Source organism: Microbacterium sp. MEJ108Y (assembly GCF_000834175.1).
Lineage (GTDB): Bacteria > Actinomycetota > Actinomycetes > Actinomycetales > Microbacteriaceae > Microbacterium > Microbacterium forte.
In genome coordinates this window covers 98,873-115,169 of record NZ_JXQX01000030.1, presented here as the reverse complement: position 1 = coordinate 115,169, position 16,297 = coordinate 98,873, and the positions used below count along the sequence as shown (strand labels likewise).

14 protein-coding genes are annotated in these 16,297 nt (G+C 68.6%); 8 read left to right on the top strand and 6 right to left on the bottom strand.

The features are described 5' to 3' along the window. The first annotated feature begins 55 nt into the window (after positions 1-55). The 4 genes from RU09_RS13645 (at position 56) to arfA (ending at position 4,860) form a co-directional block, all read left to right on the top strand. Entirely contained in the window at positions 56-1,393 is a 1,338-nt protein-coding gene (locus RU09_RS13645; RefSeq protein ID WP_042541400.1) for an extracellular solute-binding protein, read from the top strand. Next, entirely contained in the window at positions 1,390-2,343 is a 954-nt protein-coding gene (locus RU09_RS13640) for a carbohydrate ABC transporter permease (RefSeq protein WP_042541399.1), read from the top strand. Before RU09_RS13645 ends, RU09_RS13640 begins: the two co-directional genes overlap by 4 nt. Continuing rightward, positions 2,343-3,248 carry a carbohydrate ABC transporter permease gene (locus RU09_RS13635; RefSeq protein ID WP_042541398.1) on the top strand — a complete coding sequence of 302 codons (906 nt, stop codon included), beginning with the start codon at positions 2,343-2,345 and terminating at the stop codon, positions 3,246-3,248. The genes RU09_RS13640 and RU09_RS13635 overlap by 1 nt, the downstream gene beginning before the upstream one ends. An 88-nt stretch (positions 3,249-3,336) precedes the next feature. After that, a complete protein-coding gene (gene arfA / locus RU09_RS13630; RefSeq protein WP_042541397.1) occupies positions 3,337-4,860 on the top strand; it encodes an arabinosylfuranosidase ArfA in 1,524 nt (507 codons plus the stop codon). 225 nt (positions 4,861-5,085) lie between these two features. On the opposite strand, the gene RU09_RS13625 is transcribed toward arfA, so the two are convergent. After that, the gene (locus RU09_RS13625) at positions 5,086-7,260 is read right to left on the bottom strand and encodes an Ig-like domain-containing protein (protein WP_197066072.1); all 2,175 of its coding nucleotides are present in this window, start codon (positions 7,258-7,260) and stop codon (positions 5,086-5,088) included. Positions 7,261-7,601: 341 nt separating this feature from the next. On the opposite strand from RU09_RS13625, the gene RU09_RS18110 reads away from it, so the two are divergent. Further along, positions 7,602-8,021 (top strand): META domain-containing protein, encoded by a 420-nt coding sequence (locus RU09_RS18110; RefSeq protein WP_197066070.1) that lies wholly within the window; start codon positions 7,602-7,604, stop codon positions 8,019-8,021. An 85-nt stretch (positions 8,022-8,106) separates the two neighbouring features. On the opposite strand, the gene RU09_RS13615 is transcribed toward RU09_RS18110, so the two are convergent. The 5 genes from RU09_RS13615 to RU09_RS13595 form a co-directional block, all read right to left on the bottom strand. Then, positions 8,107-9,240, bottom strand: coding sequence for a bifunctional 2-methylcitrate synthase/citrate synthase (locus RU09_RS13615; RefSeq protein WP_042541395.1), 1,134 nt, complete (start codon positions 9,238-9,240; stop codon positions 8,107-8,109). Positions 9,241-9,242: 2 nt separating this feature from the next. Beyond that, positions 9,243-10,145 (bottom strand): methylisocitrate lyase, encoded by a 903-nt coding sequence (prpB, locus tag RU09_RS13610; protein ID WP_042541394.1) that lies wholly within the window; start codon positions 10,143-10,145, stop codon positions 9,243-9,245. Positions 10,146-10,341: 196 nt separating this feature from the next. Continuing rightward, the gene (locus RU09_RS13605; RefSeq protein WP_042541393.1) at positions 10,342-11,868 is read right to left on the bottom strand and encodes an MmgE/PrpD family protein; all 1,527 of its coding nucleotides are present in this window, start codon (positions 11,866-11,868) and stop codon (positions 10,342-10,344) included. Beyond that, the gene (locus RU09_RS13600; RefSeq protein ID WP_042541392.1) at positions 11,865-12,533 is read right to left on the bottom strand and encodes a GntR family transcriptional regulator; all 669 of its coding nucleotides are present in this window, start codon (positions 12,531-12,533) and stop codon (positions 11,865-11,867) included. The genes RU09_RS13605 and RU09_RS13600 overlap by 4 nt, the downstream gene beginning before the upstream one ends. Before the next feature lie 227 nt (positions 12,534-12,760). Beyond that, positions 12,761-13,741: an EamA family transporter gene (locus tag RU09_RS13595; protein WP_042541391.1), complete on the bottom strand. Its 981-nt coding sequence runs from the start codon at positions 13,739-13,741 to the stop codon at positions 12,761-12,763. A 39-nt stretch (positions 13,742-13,780) separates the two neighbouring features. On the opposite strand from RU09_RS13595, the gene RU09_RS13590 reads away from it, so the two are divergent. The 3 genes from RU09_RS13590 (at position 13,781) to RU09_RS13580 (ending at position 16,295) form a co-directional block, all read left to right on the top strand. After that, on the top strand, positions 13,781-14,317 hold the full coding sequence (locus tag RU09_RS13590) for a CGNR zinc finger domain-containing protein (protein ID WP_042541390.1): 537 nt from the start codon (positions 13,781-13,783) through the stop codon (positions 14,315-14,317). A 180-nt stretch (positions 14,318-14,497) separates the two neighbouring features. Beyond that, positions 14,498-15,481: an acetylxylan esterase gene (locus RU09_RS13585; protein WP_042541389.1), complete on the top strand. Its 984-nt coding sequence runs from the start codon at positions 14,498-14,500 to the stop codon at positions 15,479-15,481. A gap of 223 nt (positions 15,482-15,704) precedes the next feature. Further along, entirely contained in the window at positions 15,705-16,295 is a 591-nt protein-coding gene (locus tag RU09_RS13580; protein WP_042541387.1) for a glucose-6-phosphate isomerase family protein, read from the top strand. The last annotated feature ends 2 nt before the right edge of the window (positions 16,296-16,297 follow it).

Sequence of the window (16,297 nt, the reverse complement as noted above, 5' to 3'; positions counted from 1 at the left end):
TTACATCGATGTAATGATGAGACCCGACCCCGCCCGCTGTCACGAAGGAGTGACGATGACGCCCCCGCTCGATCTGTCTCGGCGGCAGTTCCTGACTGCCGCCTCCGTCACGGCCGCCGCGGCGCTGCTCGCCGGCTGCGCCCCTGGCGCCGTCCCCGGTTCGAACGCCACGACCCTGCAGTTCTGGCATCTGCTCTCCGGAGGCGACGGCGTGACCATGTCGCAGCTGCTCGACGCCGCCAATGCGGCGCAGAGCGACTACCGCATCCGCCCCACCGTGCTCGCATGGGGCACCCCGTACTACACGAAGCTCGCCATGGCGGGTGCCGGCGGCCGGGCCCCCGACGTCGCAATCATGCACGCGACGCGCACGGTCGGCTGGGCACCGGGTGGCCTGCTCGACACCTGGGACCTCGACCGGCTCGCAGACCTCGGAGTCGACGCCTCGACGTTCCCGAAGCCGATCTGGGAGAAGGGCTTCGTCGGCGAGAACATGTACAGCGTCGCACTCGACGCGCATCCGTTCGTCGCGATGTTCAACACCGACATCTGCGACGCGGCCGGTGTGCTCGACAGCGACGGCCGACTGCAGGAGACCTCCTCTCCTGAGGAGTTCCTCGATCAGCTGCGCGCCATCGGGGGCCAGGCCGAGGGGCACGCGCTCTCGTACGGCTACCTCGGCGACGGCGCCCAGATGTGGCGTCTCTTCTACACGTTCTATTCGCAGCACGGCAGTGCGATGGAACTGCCGGCCGGCGGCAAGGCCGTGATCGACAAGGACGCCGCTGTCGCGTCTCTGACCCTCATGCGCACCCTGCTCGACGGCGAGATCGCCCTCGCGCAGGCCGACTACGGCAGCGCGGTGGCCGAGTTCGCCACCGGCAAGAGCGGGATGCTGTTCACCGGCGTGTGGGAGCTGCGCACGATGCAGGCGGCCGAACTGCCCCTGGATGCCACCATGATCCCCACACTGTTCGGCACGCCGGCGGTCTACGCCGACTCGCACTCGTTCGTGCTGCCGCATCAGACCAACGCCGATCCCGCGAAGCGCGACCTGACCTACCGGTTCGTCGCCGACATGCTGAAGGGCTCGTTCGGGTGGGCCGAGGCCGGGCACATCCCTGCTTTCCTCCCGGTCACCGAATCGCCCGAGTACGCCGACCTCATTCCCCAGGCCAACTACGCCGAGGCCGCGCAGCACGTCGTCTACGACCCCACCGCGTGGTTCACCGGCTCGGGGTCGAGCTTCCAGGGCGAGTTCGGCGCCGCCGTGCAGGGGGTGCTGCTCTCGGGCGACGACCCCGCGGCGGCCATCGACCGGTTCGAGGCCCGGGTGAACACACTCCTCCGACAGCCCAACCCGGCCGACCCCGAGGGGACGTTCGCATCATGACCACCGCGACGGACTCCACGCGCACCATCGTCACCGGCTCGAAGTCGGCCCTGCCCGCTCGACGCGCCGGCTCCTCCCGCAACCGAGAGCAGCTCATCAGCTGGGCGTTCCTCGCTCCCTTCCTCCTCGCGTTCGTGCTGTTCCTCGCGTGGCCGATCGTGCACGGCATCATCCTCAGCTTCACCGACCAGTCGCTCACCGGGGCAGGCGGATCCTTCATCGGCTTCGCGAACTACGCCGAGGCGCTCGCCGACCCCAAGATGTGGCAGTCGATGGGCAACACGGTGTGGTTCACGCTGCTGTCGACCGTGCCGCTCGTCGTGATCGCACTGCTCATGGCGGCTCTCGTCGATCGCGGCCTTCCCGGCCAGTGGCTGTGGCGGCTGTCGTTCTTCATGCCCTATCTGCTCGCCTCGACCGTGATCTCGCAGATCTGGGTCTGGATCTTCAACCCGCAGATCGGCGCGGCGAACAACATCCTCGAGTTCTTCGGCCTCGAGCCGCTGGCCTGGCTGCAGAACCCCGACACCAACATGCTGTCGATCGTCATCGCCACCATCTGGTGGACGGTCGGATTCAACTTCCTTCTCTATCTCGCCGCGATGCAGAACATCCCGCCGCAGCAGTACGAGGCCGCATCGCTCGACGGCGCGGGCCCGTGGCGACAGTTCTGGTCGATCACGCTCCCCCAGCTGGGACCGGCGACCGTGCTGATCCTGATCCTGCAGATCCTGGCATCGCTGAAGCTGTTCGATCAGGCGTACCAGATGCTCGGCGGCGTCGCGAGCGACACCACCCGCTCGATCGTGCAGTACATCTACGAAGCCGGCTTCGTCAGCTACCGATTCGGCTACTCGGCCGCGATCTCCTACGTGTTCTTCGCTCTCATCGTCATCATCGGCGTCGCGCAGGCTCTGATCATGCGCCGCCGGAAGGAGTCGCAGCTGTGATGTCCACCGCCACACTCACCGAGACCATCACCACCGCCAAGCCGGCGCGAGCCCGCCGCTCGCACCTGCCAGGTCAGAAGCCGTTCGGTGCGCTGCGCATCAGCGCCCTCGTCGTCCTGATCATCCTCGCGATCGGCTGGCTGCTGCCGTTCCTCTGGGCGGTCGCGACCGCCTTCAAGACCGAGACGGATGCCGCCAGCGGCGACCCGTCGTGGATCGGCGCCTCGGGCCCGACCGTCGAGGCCTTCGCGGCGATCCTGTCGCAGGGCAACGTCTACACCTGGGCGTTCAACAGCCTGTGGACGTCGGTCGCAGTGACCCTGATCACCCTGACGATCTCGGCACTCGCCGCCTACGCGTTCTCACGGCTCGACTTCACGGGCCGCAAGTGGCTGTTCGTCGTCATCATCGCCTCCATCGTCGTGCCGCCGCAGGTGCTGATCATCCCGCTGTTCTACGAGATGCTCGCGTTCAACATGATCGACACCTACTGGGGCCTGATCCTGCCGCAGGTCGTCGCCCCGGCGATGGTGTTCATCCTCAAGCGCTTCTTCGATGCGATCCCGATCGAGCTCGAAGACGCGGCCCGCGTCGACGGCGCCAGCCGCCTGCGCATCTTCTGGTCGATCGTGCTGCCGCTCTCGCGGCCGATCCTGGCATCCGTCGCGATCTTCGTCTTCATCGGCGCGTGGAACAACTTCCTCTGGCCGTTCCTCGTCATCAACGACACCACTTTGATGACGCTGCCGGTCGGCCTGCAGACGGTCATCAGCGCCTACGGCGTGCAGTACGCGCAGGTCATGGCGCAGGCCGTGCTCGCCGCGCTGCCGCTGATCATCGTGTTCATCATCTTCCAGAAGCAGATCGTCAAGGGAGTCGCGACCAGCGGCTTCGGCGGTCAGTAGTCCCCACCGATCCTCATCGTCGGTCGTTCAGCGAGGAGCTCAGCGACGGGACGAAACGCCCCACCCCGGCCCACTCACAAGGAGAGCAATGTCTCAGGCCCGCATCACCATCGATCGCGACTTCACCATCGCCGACGTCCCCCGAAGGCTCTTCGGGTCGTTCGTCGAGCACATGGGGCGCTGCGTGTACACCGGCATCTACGAGCCGGGGCACCCGCAGGCAGACGAGCGCGGCTTCCGTCAGGACGTGCTCGCCCTGGTGAAGGAGATGGGTCCGACCGTCGTCCGCTACCCCGGGGGCAACTTCGTCTCCGGCTACCGCTGGGAAGACGGCGTGGGCCCGGTCGAAGACCGCCCCGTGCGCATCGACGGCGCATGGCACACCATCGAGACCAATGCGTTCGGGCTGCACGAGTTCATGGACTGGGCGAAGGAGGCCGACGTCGAGGTCATGGAGGCCATCAACCTCGGCACCCGCGGCGTCGAAGAGGCCCGGTCGCTCGTCGAGTACGCGAACCACCCGAGCGGCACCTACTGGTCGGACCTGCGTCGCAAGAACGGCGCTGAGAAGCCGTTCGACATCAAGCTGTGGTGCCTGGGCAACGAGCTCGACGGACCGTGGCAGATCGGCGGCAAGACCGCGACCGAGTACGGCCGCCTCGCGCAGGAGTCGGCCAAGGCCATGAAGCTGGTCGACCCGACGATCGAGCTCGTCGCGGTCGGCTCGTCTGCGCGGTCGATGCCGACGTTCGGCACGTGGGAGCACACGGTGCTCACGCACGCCTACGACGAGGTCGACTTCGTCTCGATGCACGCCTACTACCAGGAGCACGACGGCGACGCCGAGTCGTTCCTCGCCGAGTCGGTCGACATGGATGCGTTCATCGACGGCGTCATCGCGACGATCGACGCCGTGAAGGCCGCGGGCAAGCACACCAAGCAGGTCGACATCTCGTTCGACGAGTGGAACGTGTGGGACCAGGTGAAGTACAACGACGTCGAGGCCGGCGAGGTCGCGAAGTCGGGCTGGCGGGAGCACCCGCGTCTGATCGAGGACACGTACAACGTGACGGATGCCGTCGTCGTGGGCACGCTGCTCAACAGCCTGCTGCGCCACGGCGACCGCGTGAAGATCGCCAACCAGGCTCAGCTCGTCAACGTGATCGCGCCGATCCGCTCGGAGGAGAACGGTCCGGCCTGGCGTCAGACGAGCTTCTGGCCGTTCGAGCGCATGGCTCGCCTCGCGAAGGGTCGCATCCTGCGCCTCGCGGTGTCGGCACCGCAGATCGAGACGAAGCGCTACGGCGGCGTCGACGCGGTCGATGCGGCGGCGACGTGGGATGAGGAGACCGGACGCGTCGTCGTCTTCGTCGCGAACCGCTCGCTCGACGAGGAGAGCGACCTGACGGTCGAGCTGCGCGGTCTCACGGCGCTCCGTGTCGTGAACGCCGAGACGCTGACGATCCCCGAGGGCGGCGACCGCCACACCTCGAACCTCGAGACCACGCAGGATGCCGTGCACATGGTGCCGCTCGCAGCCGCAGAGGTCGTCGACGGCGCCGTGCGCGCGACGCTCCCGCCACTGTCGTGGTCGGTGATCGAACTCGCCTGAGGCTCGCCTCGACCGCAGAAGGCCCGGCATCGCAGTCCGATGCCGGGCCTTCCGCTGTGCTCACGGCATCCGCTCGTCGGCGCACGCGGCACCCCGCAGACTGCCGCGCTGTGGAGACGGCGGCGTCCCGGAGATGCGAAGAAGCCCGGCATCTTTCGATACCGGGCTTCTCGGCGAGGGGTTCACGGCCGAAGCCGGTCACACCCTCAGGAGGTGATCAGTGTGTCAGCTCTCGATGAGCTGGCGACGACGGAAGACCAGCAGCAGTCCACCCGACAGCAGCGCGAGCGCGATGGCTGCGGCGGAGAGCGGGACGAGCAGGTCGGCACCGGTCACGGCGAGTCCACCGTCACCGGGTGCGGCTGCGCCACCGTCACCGGGAGCTGCTCCGCCACCACCGGCGACCGGGGCCGCGAGGACAGCGAACGCCAGGTCGGTCGGAGCCGACGAGACGCCGTCGATGGCCTGCGTGGCCGACACCGTGTATGTGCCCGACTCGAGAGCCGCACCGAAGTCGACGCTCCATGCGCCGTCCTCGACCGTGGCCGTGAACGTGCCGCTCGCTGCGGCGAAGGTGCTTGCGAGAGCCGCGGTGTTCGCCGTGGCCGGCTCTGCGCCGTTGAGCTTCACCGTGACGGTCGCACCGTCGATGCCCGTGCCGGCGAGACCTGCGGGGCCGTCGTTGTGGGCGAACTCCGCGCCGTTCGCGACCGAGGTCACGGCCGGCGAGACCGGGAGGACGGAGAACGTCGAGGTGGCCTCAGGCGAGACCTCGTCTTCGCCCTCGATCGTGCGGGTCTGCGTCACGACGACGCTGTGCGAGCCGTACTCGAGGTTCAGTCCGTCGACGGTCCAGGAACCGTCTGCGGCGACCTCGGTCGTGCCGAGGACATCGCCCTCAGCGTCAGCCACCGTGATGGTGGTGGTCGGCAGGCCGGTGCCGCTGACCTCGGTGACGGTCTCGTTGACCGTCGAGCCGTCTGCTGGCGAGGTGATGACCGGTGCGACGAGCGGTGCGGGCACCACGGTCACGTCGAGCGTGACGGTCTCGGAGGAGCTGAAGCCGGTGCGTGCACGGACCGAGGCGGTGTGGTCGCCGAGCTCGACGGGACCGACGACCGAGAAGGCGCCGTTCACGACGTCCACAGTCTGGTCTGCACCGAAGCCGGTGACCGTGACCTTGGCTGCGCCAGGAGCGGTTCCGGTGATGGCCGTTCCAGGCTGCACCTCGGCACCATCGGCCGGGCTCGTGATGACCGGTGCGTCGAGGTCGAGTGCGACCTCGTAGCCGTCGGTCTTGGGCAGAGCGGTCACGAGCGATGCCGCCCAGGTGAACTGCTCTTCGGTCTCGGTCGCCTCGGACCCACCGCTGATGAGGCCGACGGCCGCATTGCCCTGGATGACCGCGCCGCCGGAGTCACCGGGACCCGCGAGCGTGTTGCTCGAGAAGCCCTGCACCCAGTGTCCGTCGATGTTCGCCCATCCGTCGAGGATGTCGTTGCCGTCGACCGTGCCGGTGGTGAAGCCGGTCGTGCGACCGCTCTTCGAGACCTCTCCGAGCACCGGAGCGGCGACCGACTTGATCGGGACAACGCTGTCAGCGAGCGAGCTGAGCGAGTCGCCGGCCGTGGTCCAGTCGGTGACCACGGGGACCGGGTTCCATCCAGCGGCCCCGTCGATGTCGATGACCGAGATGTCGGTGGCGGTGGTGTCGCCGTTGAAGCCTGCGCCGCCGTCTCCGCCGCCGAACTGGGCGAAGCCGAACGTGCCGAGCAGTTCGATGTCGCTGGGCAGTGCGACCCGGTCGCTGCCAGCTGCCTTCTCGCTGCTGGGGACGGTCAGCGTGGTGTCGGTGAGGCGCTCGTCGTTCTCGCCGAAGGCGCAGTGTCCGGCGCTCAGCAGCGCGGGATCACCCTCGGGCGAGAATGCGGCGAAGCCGATCGAGCACGACCAGGCCGCGCTGCCGGGCTCATCGGCGAGGAAGCCGGGAAGGTCGGGAGCAACGGACAGGTAGCCCTGTCCGCCGACGACGTCGCCCTCGTCGAAAGCAGTGAGTACCTTGTCGACCTTGACGACGGAGCTGGCGTCGGGCACGCCGACATCTACCGCGACCGCCTCCGAAGACCTGTTCGCCGTGCTGTCGGCGGTCACTACAACCACCTTCTCGCCTTCGGCGGTCGTGCCGACGGCGACGAGATCGATGTCGTTCTCCTCGGCGGCCTTCTGGGAGTTGAGAACCTCGGCAGGAACCTCCGACGTCTCGGTCGGAGCCGGAGCCGGAGTCTGGTCTGCGCCATCTTCAGCGAACGCCGCAGGCGCTCCGAGGAAGAGGCCCGAGAGGGCGAGCGTGGTGGCGGCCGTCAACGCCAATGGGCGTCGGCCTGTCACTCTGTGCTTCATGTGATGTATGTCCTTGCTGGTCACGGATCGTCAGTCAGTTTCATATCCGGCAGTGTGCGATGCACACAGAACCGTTCGCCTCCCGGTGGAGGCGTGAACTGCGACGCTGGCCCCCCGACAAGCAGGATCCTGTTCGTCGGGACGAACAGGGATCTCTAGAAGAGTACCCAGTAAATCCACAGAATGGGGAAATTGTTTACCGGAATTTCACCCCTTGACCTGGACGTCCTCTGTGCGATACGCGCGCACGAGCGTTGTCGTCCGACAGCGGCGAACCGATCGGCCCCGGCCGGATCGAGACTGCGATCGCATTCGCAGGCGGCACCGTTAGCATGGCCAGCATGAGCACCCACCGCAGAGCACGAAACCTCGTCGGCCTCGCGATTCTGGGAGCATTCGCGCTGATGGGCGCGGCCTGCGCGACGGGGGCGCCGGGTGGCGCACCCACCTCGAGCAGCGACGACGACGCCGTCATCGAGAAGCTCGTCGGGCTGTGGGGCGAGGATTCCTCGGGCCAGCCGCACCTCGAGTTCGCCGCCGACGGCACGGTGCACGGCAGCGACGGATGCAACGGCATCACGACGACCTACTCGGTGAACGGCGAGCGCGTCGACCTCGCCCGGTTCGCATCGACTCTCAAGGCCTGCCCCGGGGTGGACGACTGGATGCGCGGCATCCGCGCGGTCGAGATCGACGGAGACGTCCTGGTGATCAAGGATGCGTCCGGCGCCGAGCTGGGAAACCTCGCCCGCGCGAGCTGATCACCACCGCAGCGGCGAGCGCGGCCTCCGACGAGCACCCGACGAGCACCCGACCCGGGTGTGCTGACCCGGGCCGGTGCCCCGATCAGTCCTCGATGTGACGCTCGTCGAAGCCGTCATAGAGCGACAGCGGGCGGATCAGCGCGTTCGCTCCGGCCTGCTCGATCACGTGCGCCGTCCACCCGGTCACGCGCGCCGCGACGAACAGCGGCGTGAACGTGAGGGTGTCGAAGCCGATGAGGTTGTAGGCAGGGCCCGACGGATAGTCGAGGTTCGGGTAGATGCCCTTGCGCGCGACGAACTCCGACTCGAGCGCGTCGTACAGCTCGGCCACCTCGGGGCGGTCGTAGTGCTCGACGAGAGTGTCGAGAGCGGCCTTCATGGTGGGCACGCGCGAGTCGCCGCTCTTGTAGACGCGATGACCGAAGCCCATGATCTTGCGCTTCTCGGCCAGGGCGTCGTCGAGCCAGGGCACGACGTTCGATGCCTCGCCGATCTCGTCGAAGATGTGCAGCACGGCTTCGTTGGCACCGCCGTGCAGCGGGCCCTTGAGCGCGCCGATCGCTCCGACCACGGCTGAGTAGAGGTCACTGAGGGTCGAGGTGATCACGCGGGCTGTGAACGTCGAGGCGTTGAACGAGTGCTCGGCATACAGGATCATCGAGCGGTTGAACGCATCGACGACCACCGGATCGGGCTCCTCACCGAACGTCATCCAGAGGAAGTTCGCCGAATAGTCGAGGTCGTCGCGGGGCTCGATGAGCTGCTCCCCTCGGCGGCGACGCTGACCGTAGGCGACGATCGCCGGCAGCGCCGCGAACAGACGGATGCTGCGCTCGAGGTTCTGCTCGGGGCTGCCGCCGGCATCCAGCACCGATCCGCCCGCGTTCGGGTCAGAGGCGCCGATCAGGCTGACCGCCGTGCGCACCTCGTCCATCGGGTGGGCCTCGACGGGCACCAGGTCGATCGCCGTCTTCACGTTGTCTGCCAGCGCGCGGTGCTCACGCTCCGTCGTGCGGAAAGCCGCCAGCTGTGCGGCATCCGGCAGCTCTCCGTGCCAGAGCAGGTACGCGACCGCCTCGAAGGGCTGCGTCGCCGCCAGTTCCTGCACGGGGTAGCCGCGGTAGAGCAGGCTGTTCGTCTCGGGGTTGACCTTCGAGATCGCGGTCGTGTCGACGACGACCCCGGCGAGGCCCTTCTTGATGTCCGGCTCGGTCATGCTCACTCCTTCGTGACGGTGAAACCTGCGACGCCCGAGTCGAACTGCTTGTAGGACTCGTAGTCGATCAGGTCGTAGAGATCGGCACGGTGCTGCATCTCACCGAGCTTCGAGGTGAGGTGCCCCTCCTCGTTCAGCGTATCGAGCGCACGGCCCGCCGCGCCCATCGCGATGCGCAGCAGCGACACAGGCCAGATGACCATGTTCACTCCGGCATCGCGCAGCTGGTCGACCGAGAAGAGGTCGCTCTTGCCGAACTCGGTCATGTTGGCCAGGATCGGCACGTCGAGTGCGTTCGCCATCGCCTCGAACTCGGCGAGCGTGCGCATCGCCTCGGGGAACACGGCATCGGCCCCCGCGTCGACCAGCGCCTTGGCGCGATCGATCGCGGATTCGAGCCCCTCGACCGCGCGGATGTCGGTGCGCGCCATGATCAGGAAGTTCGGGTCGCGACGGGCGTCGGCGGCCGCGCGGATGCGACGGATCGCCGTGCTCTCGTCGACCACGCTCTTGCCGTCGAGATGGCCGCAGCGCTTCGGGTTGATCTGGTCTTCGATGTGGGTGCCGGCGAGGCCCGCGTCTTCGAGCTCCTGAATCGTGCGGGCGACGTTCATCGGCTCGCCGAAGCCGGTGTCGGCGTCGACGATCGCCGGGATGTCGGTCATGCGCGCGATCTGCTTCGCCCGCCCCGCGACCTCGGTCAGGGTGGTGAGGCCGATGTCGGGCACCCCGAGGTCGGCGGACAGCACCGCGCCCGAGATGTAGACCCCGTCGAATCCCTTCTGCTCGATCAGGCGGGCGCTCAGCGGGTTGAAGGCACCGGGGAACCGCAGCAGCTCACCGCTCGCGAGACGTTCGCGGAACAGGCGGCGCTTCTCGGCCGGGGTGACGTGCGAGTACAGCATCAGTTCTCCTCAAGCGTGTCGCGCATCGATACCGCGTTTCGTCTCGCTCGGCTTCGCCGTGCTCGCTCAACGACCGGGGGTCCCGCTCCCTCGGTCGTTGAGCGAGGCCCGCGAAGCGGACCGAGACGAAACGCAATGCCATCGGTCGTTGAGCGAGGCCCGCGAAGCGGACCGAGACGAAACGCGGTGAGATTCATCAGAACAGCCCCTTCGGGGCGTCCGCGCCCTCGAGGACTCCGGGCTTGGCGATGATCGACAGCTCGCCCACCTCGGCGGCCGTGAGCTCGGGCAGCCGCTGCACGAGCTCGAGGAACCGCTCGATCTCGGCGGGCTCGAGCACGGGCTCGGCCAGCAGTCGGAACTTCGCGATGTAGTTCGCGCGGGCGAACGGACGGGCGCCGAGCGGATGCGCATCGGCGACGGCGATCTCGTCGACCACGGTCGTGCCGTCGGTCAGGCGGAACTCCACGCGACCGCCGAACGCCTTCACGTCGGGGTCTTCCGAGTGGTAGCGGCGCGTCCACTCGGCATCCTCGGCCGTGGTGATCTTGTGCCACAGAGCGACGGTGTCTTCGCGACCGGCCCGCTCGGGCGTGTACGAGTCGACGTGGTGCCAACCGCCGTCCTGCAGGGCGACAGCGAAGATGTACGGGATCGAGTGGTCGAGGGTCTCGCGCGATGCCGTCGGGTCGTACTTCTGCGGGTCGTTCGCGCCAGAGCCGATCACGTAGTGCGTGTGGTGGCTGGTGTGCAGCACGATCGCCTCGATGTTCGAGGGGTCGCGCAGTGCCGGGTTCTCGGTGCCGAGCTTGCGGGCGAGGTCGATCCACGCCTGCGCCTGGTACTCGGCCGAGTGCTCCTTCGTGTACGAGTCGAGGATCGCGCGCTTCGCCTCGCCCGCGGCGGGCAGCGGCACCTCGTAGGCGGCGTCCTTGCCGTCGAGCATCCAGGCGATCACGCCGTCTTCACCCTCGTAGATCGGGGCGGGGCTCGTCTGCCCGCGCATCGCCCGGTCGACCGCCTCGACGGCGAGCTTGCCCGCGAAGGCCGGGGCGTGCGCCTTCCACGTCGAGATCTCGCCCTTGCGGCTCTGTCGCGTGGCGGTCGTGGTGTGCAGGCCCTGGCCGACGGCCTGATAGATCGTCTCGACGTCGAGCCCGAGCAGAGTGCCGATGCCGGCCGCGGCCGACGGGCCGAGGTGGGCGACGTGGTCGATCTTGTGCTTGTGCAGGCAGATCGCGCGCACGAGGTCCATCTGGATCTCGTAGCCGGTCGCGATGCCGCGCAGCAGCGCGCGGCCGTCAGCCTGCACGTGCTGGGCGACGGCCAGGATCGGCGGGATGTTGTCGCCCGGGTGCGAGTACTCGGCCGCGAGGAACGTGTCGTGGTAGTCGAGCTCGCGCACGGCGACGCCGTTGGCCCAGGCCGCCCACTCGGGGCTGGTGCGGTGGTCGAGCGCCGCGCCGAAGACCGTGGCGCCGATGCCGCCGGTCGAGACGGGGTGGCTGAACGCCTGGGCGCGGGCCGCGTTGATGGGGCCGCGGGTGAGCGATGCCGCGGCGACCGACGCGTTGTCGATGATGCGGTTGATGATCATGTCGGCGACGTCCTGCTCGACCTCGACCGGGTCGGCGGCGACCTCGGCGATCTTCCAGGCGAGCTGGTCTTCTCGAGCGAGGTTCTCGTCGCTGCGGTGCACGCGGACGTGGTGGGTGACGGTCATTTCACACCTTCTGGGTTGGCTGTCAGGGAGTCGAGGATGCCGGTGAGCGCGTTGTGCAGATGCACGTGAGTGGCGTGCGCGGCGAGGTCGCCGTCTCGCGCACCGAGCGCTGCGGCGATCGTGCGGTGCTCGGCCGCGGAGGCCGCGAGGCGGTCGGGCTTGTCGCGGGCCATGCGTCGCACGCGCACGAGGTGGGTGCGCACGGTGCGCAGCGCCGAGGCGATGTAGTCGTTGTCGACGGCCTGGTCGAGAGCGGCATCGAAGCGGGCGATGAGGGCGTAGTACGCGTCGCGGCCTTCGACGGCGGCGAGATCGACGTGCGCGAATTCGTCGGCGAGCGCGGCGAACAGCGAGGCATCCCCTCGCTGGGCGGCGAGTCTGGCGGAGGACTCCTCGAGCGCGCGGCGGATCTCGAAGAGGGCGCGGATGTCGTCGGCATCCAGGTCTGCGACCACGGTGACACGCGGCGACTGCTGCACGACCAGGCCGTCGGCCGCGAGGCGTCGCAGGGCCTCGCGCATCGGCGTGCGGCTGATGCCGAGGCGAGCGGCCTGCTCGACCTCGCCCAGCACGAACCCGGCGGGGAGGGCGCCCGACTGGATCTCCTCCAGCAGTGCCGCGTGGGCTCGGTCGCTCGCGGTGGTGCGATCGGCGACAGAGCTCATGCCCTCAGTGTATACATAGAAGCCGTGTCTGCGGACTGAGTTACCTATTCAGTGGTTAGACGTATACATTGAGTGCCCGGTGGCCGGATCCGCGCGGACCCGCTGTGCGCGCAGCCCGATCGGCGGATGGTCGAAAGAGCATCCCACGCCCGGTGGGTGGTCAAAGAAGCATCCGAAGAGCCGCCCAGAGGTGCGAATGTGACCACGCACCGGCACCCCGCGTGTGACTACCGCTGCGGCACCCCCACCGCATCCGGAATCGGTTCGACGAACTCCGCAGGGCGCGGCTCGCCGAGCTTCACGACCACCACTCCGACGAGCACGAGCGCTCCGCCGAGGGCCTGCAGGAGGTCGGGCAGCTGTCCGAGCAGCAGCCAGCCGAACAACAGTGCGGCGACGACTTCGGAGAGTGCGACGAACGAGGCGAGGCGCGAGCCCAGCATCCGTGTCGAGGCGATGCCGAGCACGTACGCGAGCGCCGTCGCGATCAAGCCGATCGCCAGCACCGGCACGAACCACGGCACGGTGCCGAAGCGGTAGGTGATGTCATCGGTCGTCCAGGCGATGGGCAGGATGCCGACGAGGCCGGCGATCGTGAGAGCGACGGCGCCGAGCAGCAGCCCTCCTCCGGCGAGCGCTATCGGCGGCAGGCCGGTGTCGGCCTTGGCCGAGAGCAGGAAGTACGTCGCGGCGCCGACCATCGCGGCGAGCGCCCAGAGGATGCCGGCGACGTTGACCTCGGCACCGGTGATGATGTCGAGCATCAGCACGAGACCGACGAAGGCGATGGCCGCGCCGATCACACTGCGGCGACTCGGCCGTTCACCCCGCCGGATCCACAGCCAGAGGATGACGGCGATCGGGGCTGTGTACTCGATGAGCAGTGCGAGGCCGACGTCCATCACGGCCACCGCCTGGAAGTAGCAGAGCTGCGTGGCGCTGACGGCGAGGAGTCCGTAGGCGGCGACCATGCCCGCGTTCTTCCTGAGCACTCCCCACCGACCCCGGAGCGAGATGATCGTCGGCACGAGCAGCACGAGGGCGGCGACCCAGACCCGCGCGGTCACTGCCGCACCGGGGGTCCATCCCGCGTCGATGAGTCCTCGAGCCCAGGCGCCGGACATCCCGAACGCGAAGGCCGCGCCGATCGCCAGGGGCAGACCGAATCGCACACCCGGCGCAACGATGTCATTTGCAACCTTGCTCATGACAGGTGACGCTACTCTCGCAGGATGTAAGGTGTCAACATGAACTTCACCGATGACACGGAGGAGGCTCTGCGCTCGGCCGTCTGGCTGGTGAACTCGGCAGAGGACCCGGAGACCCTCGAGACGCTCGCCGACTACGACGCCTTCCTCGACGACTTCCCCTACTCCGGACGGCTCAACCGGGACGAGGCCGAGCTGGCCTCGCTGCGAGACCTGCGCCCGCGCCTGCGCGCCATGCTGCTCGCGCCCCGCGACGAGATGGCCGAGCACGTCAATGCCGCTCTCGCCGAGGCGCATCTGGCGCCGAGACTGGTGCGCCACGACGGGGTCGACTGGCATCTGCACGCCGTCGCCGACGAACGCCCGCTCGCCGAGCGCGTGCTGATCGAGACCGCCATGGCGCTGATCGACGTCATCCGCGCCGATGAGGGCTCACGCATCTCGATCTGCGCCGACGACACCTGCGAGGCACTCGCCCTCGACCTCTCGCGCAACCGCTCCAAGCGCTTCTGCTCGACGACCTGCACGAACCGCAACGCCGTGGCCGCCTATCGCGCGCGGCGCGCACGCGCCTGAGCCCTGCACCGTGGCCCGACCGGGCCTGAGCCGACGCGCCCTCGGCGTCGTCCGCGGCCCCGCCTGAGATCAGGAGAACCGCGCCGGATCAGGAGGATCTCCGCGGGATGCTCCTGATCTCGGCACACTCTCCTGATCTCGGCACACTCTCCTGATCTCGGCCGGTAGCCTCGGTGACCGATGAGCATCTCCCCCTCCCCCTACGACATCTGGTTCGCCGACGCCGAGTTCGACGCGAGCTACGGCCACACGCTGAGCACGCTCCGTGCGATCGCTCCGGTCGCCGCACCCGACGGATTCGCCGAGCGGTGGCAGGGCTGGCGACAGCAGGCGAAGACGGTGGATGCCGCACCCACCGTGCTGTCCGCCGAGACCGCGCACGGCCGACGGGTCTCGGTCATCGAGCATGCGGGAGTCGACGGCACCCGCCTGCGCGCCTGGCTGGTCGACCCCCTCGCCGCCCCGGCGCGCGTCGGTGTCGTGCACAGCCACGGCTACGGCGGACGGGATGCGGTCGACCTCGCTCGCATACCCGACGATGCGGCCGCGATCTTCCCCGTCGCCCGAGGGTTGCCCACGCTGAACACGGGCGTCGGCGCCCCCGCACCCCAGGCCGAGCATGTGCTGGCCGGGATCGAGAGCCCGGACTCGTACGTGCTCGGCCTCTGCGCCCGAGACCTCTGGCTCGCGGCGGATGCTCTCACCGCCTTTGTCGGCGCCCTCCCCCTCTATTACGTCGGCGAGAGCTTCGGCGGCGGCATCGGCGCCATCGCCCTGCCGTGGGACGACCGCTACGTCGGGGCGACCCTCATCGTGCCGAGCTTCGGACAGTACGACGAGCGTCTCGCGGTGCACTGCGTCGGCAGCGGCGAGACCGTGCGCGACCACGTCGCCGCGCATCCGGAGGCCCGCGAAGTGCTGCGCCTGTTCGACGCCTCGACGGCCCTCGGCTTCGCCCGCATCCCGGTACGCGTCGAGGCGGCGCTGTGGGACCCGTACGTGCCGCCGCCCGGACAGTTCGGTGTCGCGAACGCGGCTCGGATGCTCGAACTCGCCGTCCTCCCCGCGGGCCACGCCGAATATCCGGGGGTCGAGGAGGTGGCGGCCCGGGCGATCCGCGACGGCAGGTCCCACCTCGCACGCGCGCTGCGCGCAGCATCCTGAGATCAGGAGAAGGCGTCGAGATCAGGATGATTCTCGCCCTTCTCTCCTGATTCGGGTCGATCCTCCTGATCTCGCGTCCCGCCGGCAACGCCCCGCCACCCGCGCCCACGCCCGCGCGCTCACCCTCGCGCATCCGAGCACTGGACGCCACTTGTCATAACAGGTACACTCGGCTTGTCATTACAGGTTGCGCAGCGCCGCAGCACCCGTACGAGGAGCATCGATGCCCCAGTTCCACACCCCTCCGATCTCGCCGATGGCGATCGCATTCGACGCCGAGAAGCTCACGCTCTCGCCCGAGGGGCCCACGCTCACGCGCCGGATGTCCGACCTCGAGGGCCTGTTCCTCGACGCGGATGCCTGGGCCGCCGCATCCGCCGGCGACGATCCCGTCGTCTACACGGTGACCAGCTCGCCCGTGCCCGAGGTCGACCGGGAGCTGCCGCAGTCGATCACGACGATCATGCCCGGCGACACCTCGGGTGAGCTCTGGATGACCAAGGGGCACCAGCATCCGAACCACCAGGGCGAGATCTACCTCGCGCTGAAGGGCCGCGGCGGTCTGCTCATGTTCGACGGCGAGCGCACCGAGTGGCTCGACATGCTCCCGGGCACCATCGGCTACATCCCGCCCGGATGGGCGCACCGGTCGGTGAACACGGGCGACGAGCCCTATGCGTTCCTCGCGGTGTATCCGGGCGGCGCCGGCCACGACTACGGCTGGGTGCTCGAGCACGGCATGGGCTCCCGGGCGTATCGCTCGGCCGAGGGAGTCGACCTGCGCCCCTATTCCGCGTCCCCCTCCGCGGAATAGGC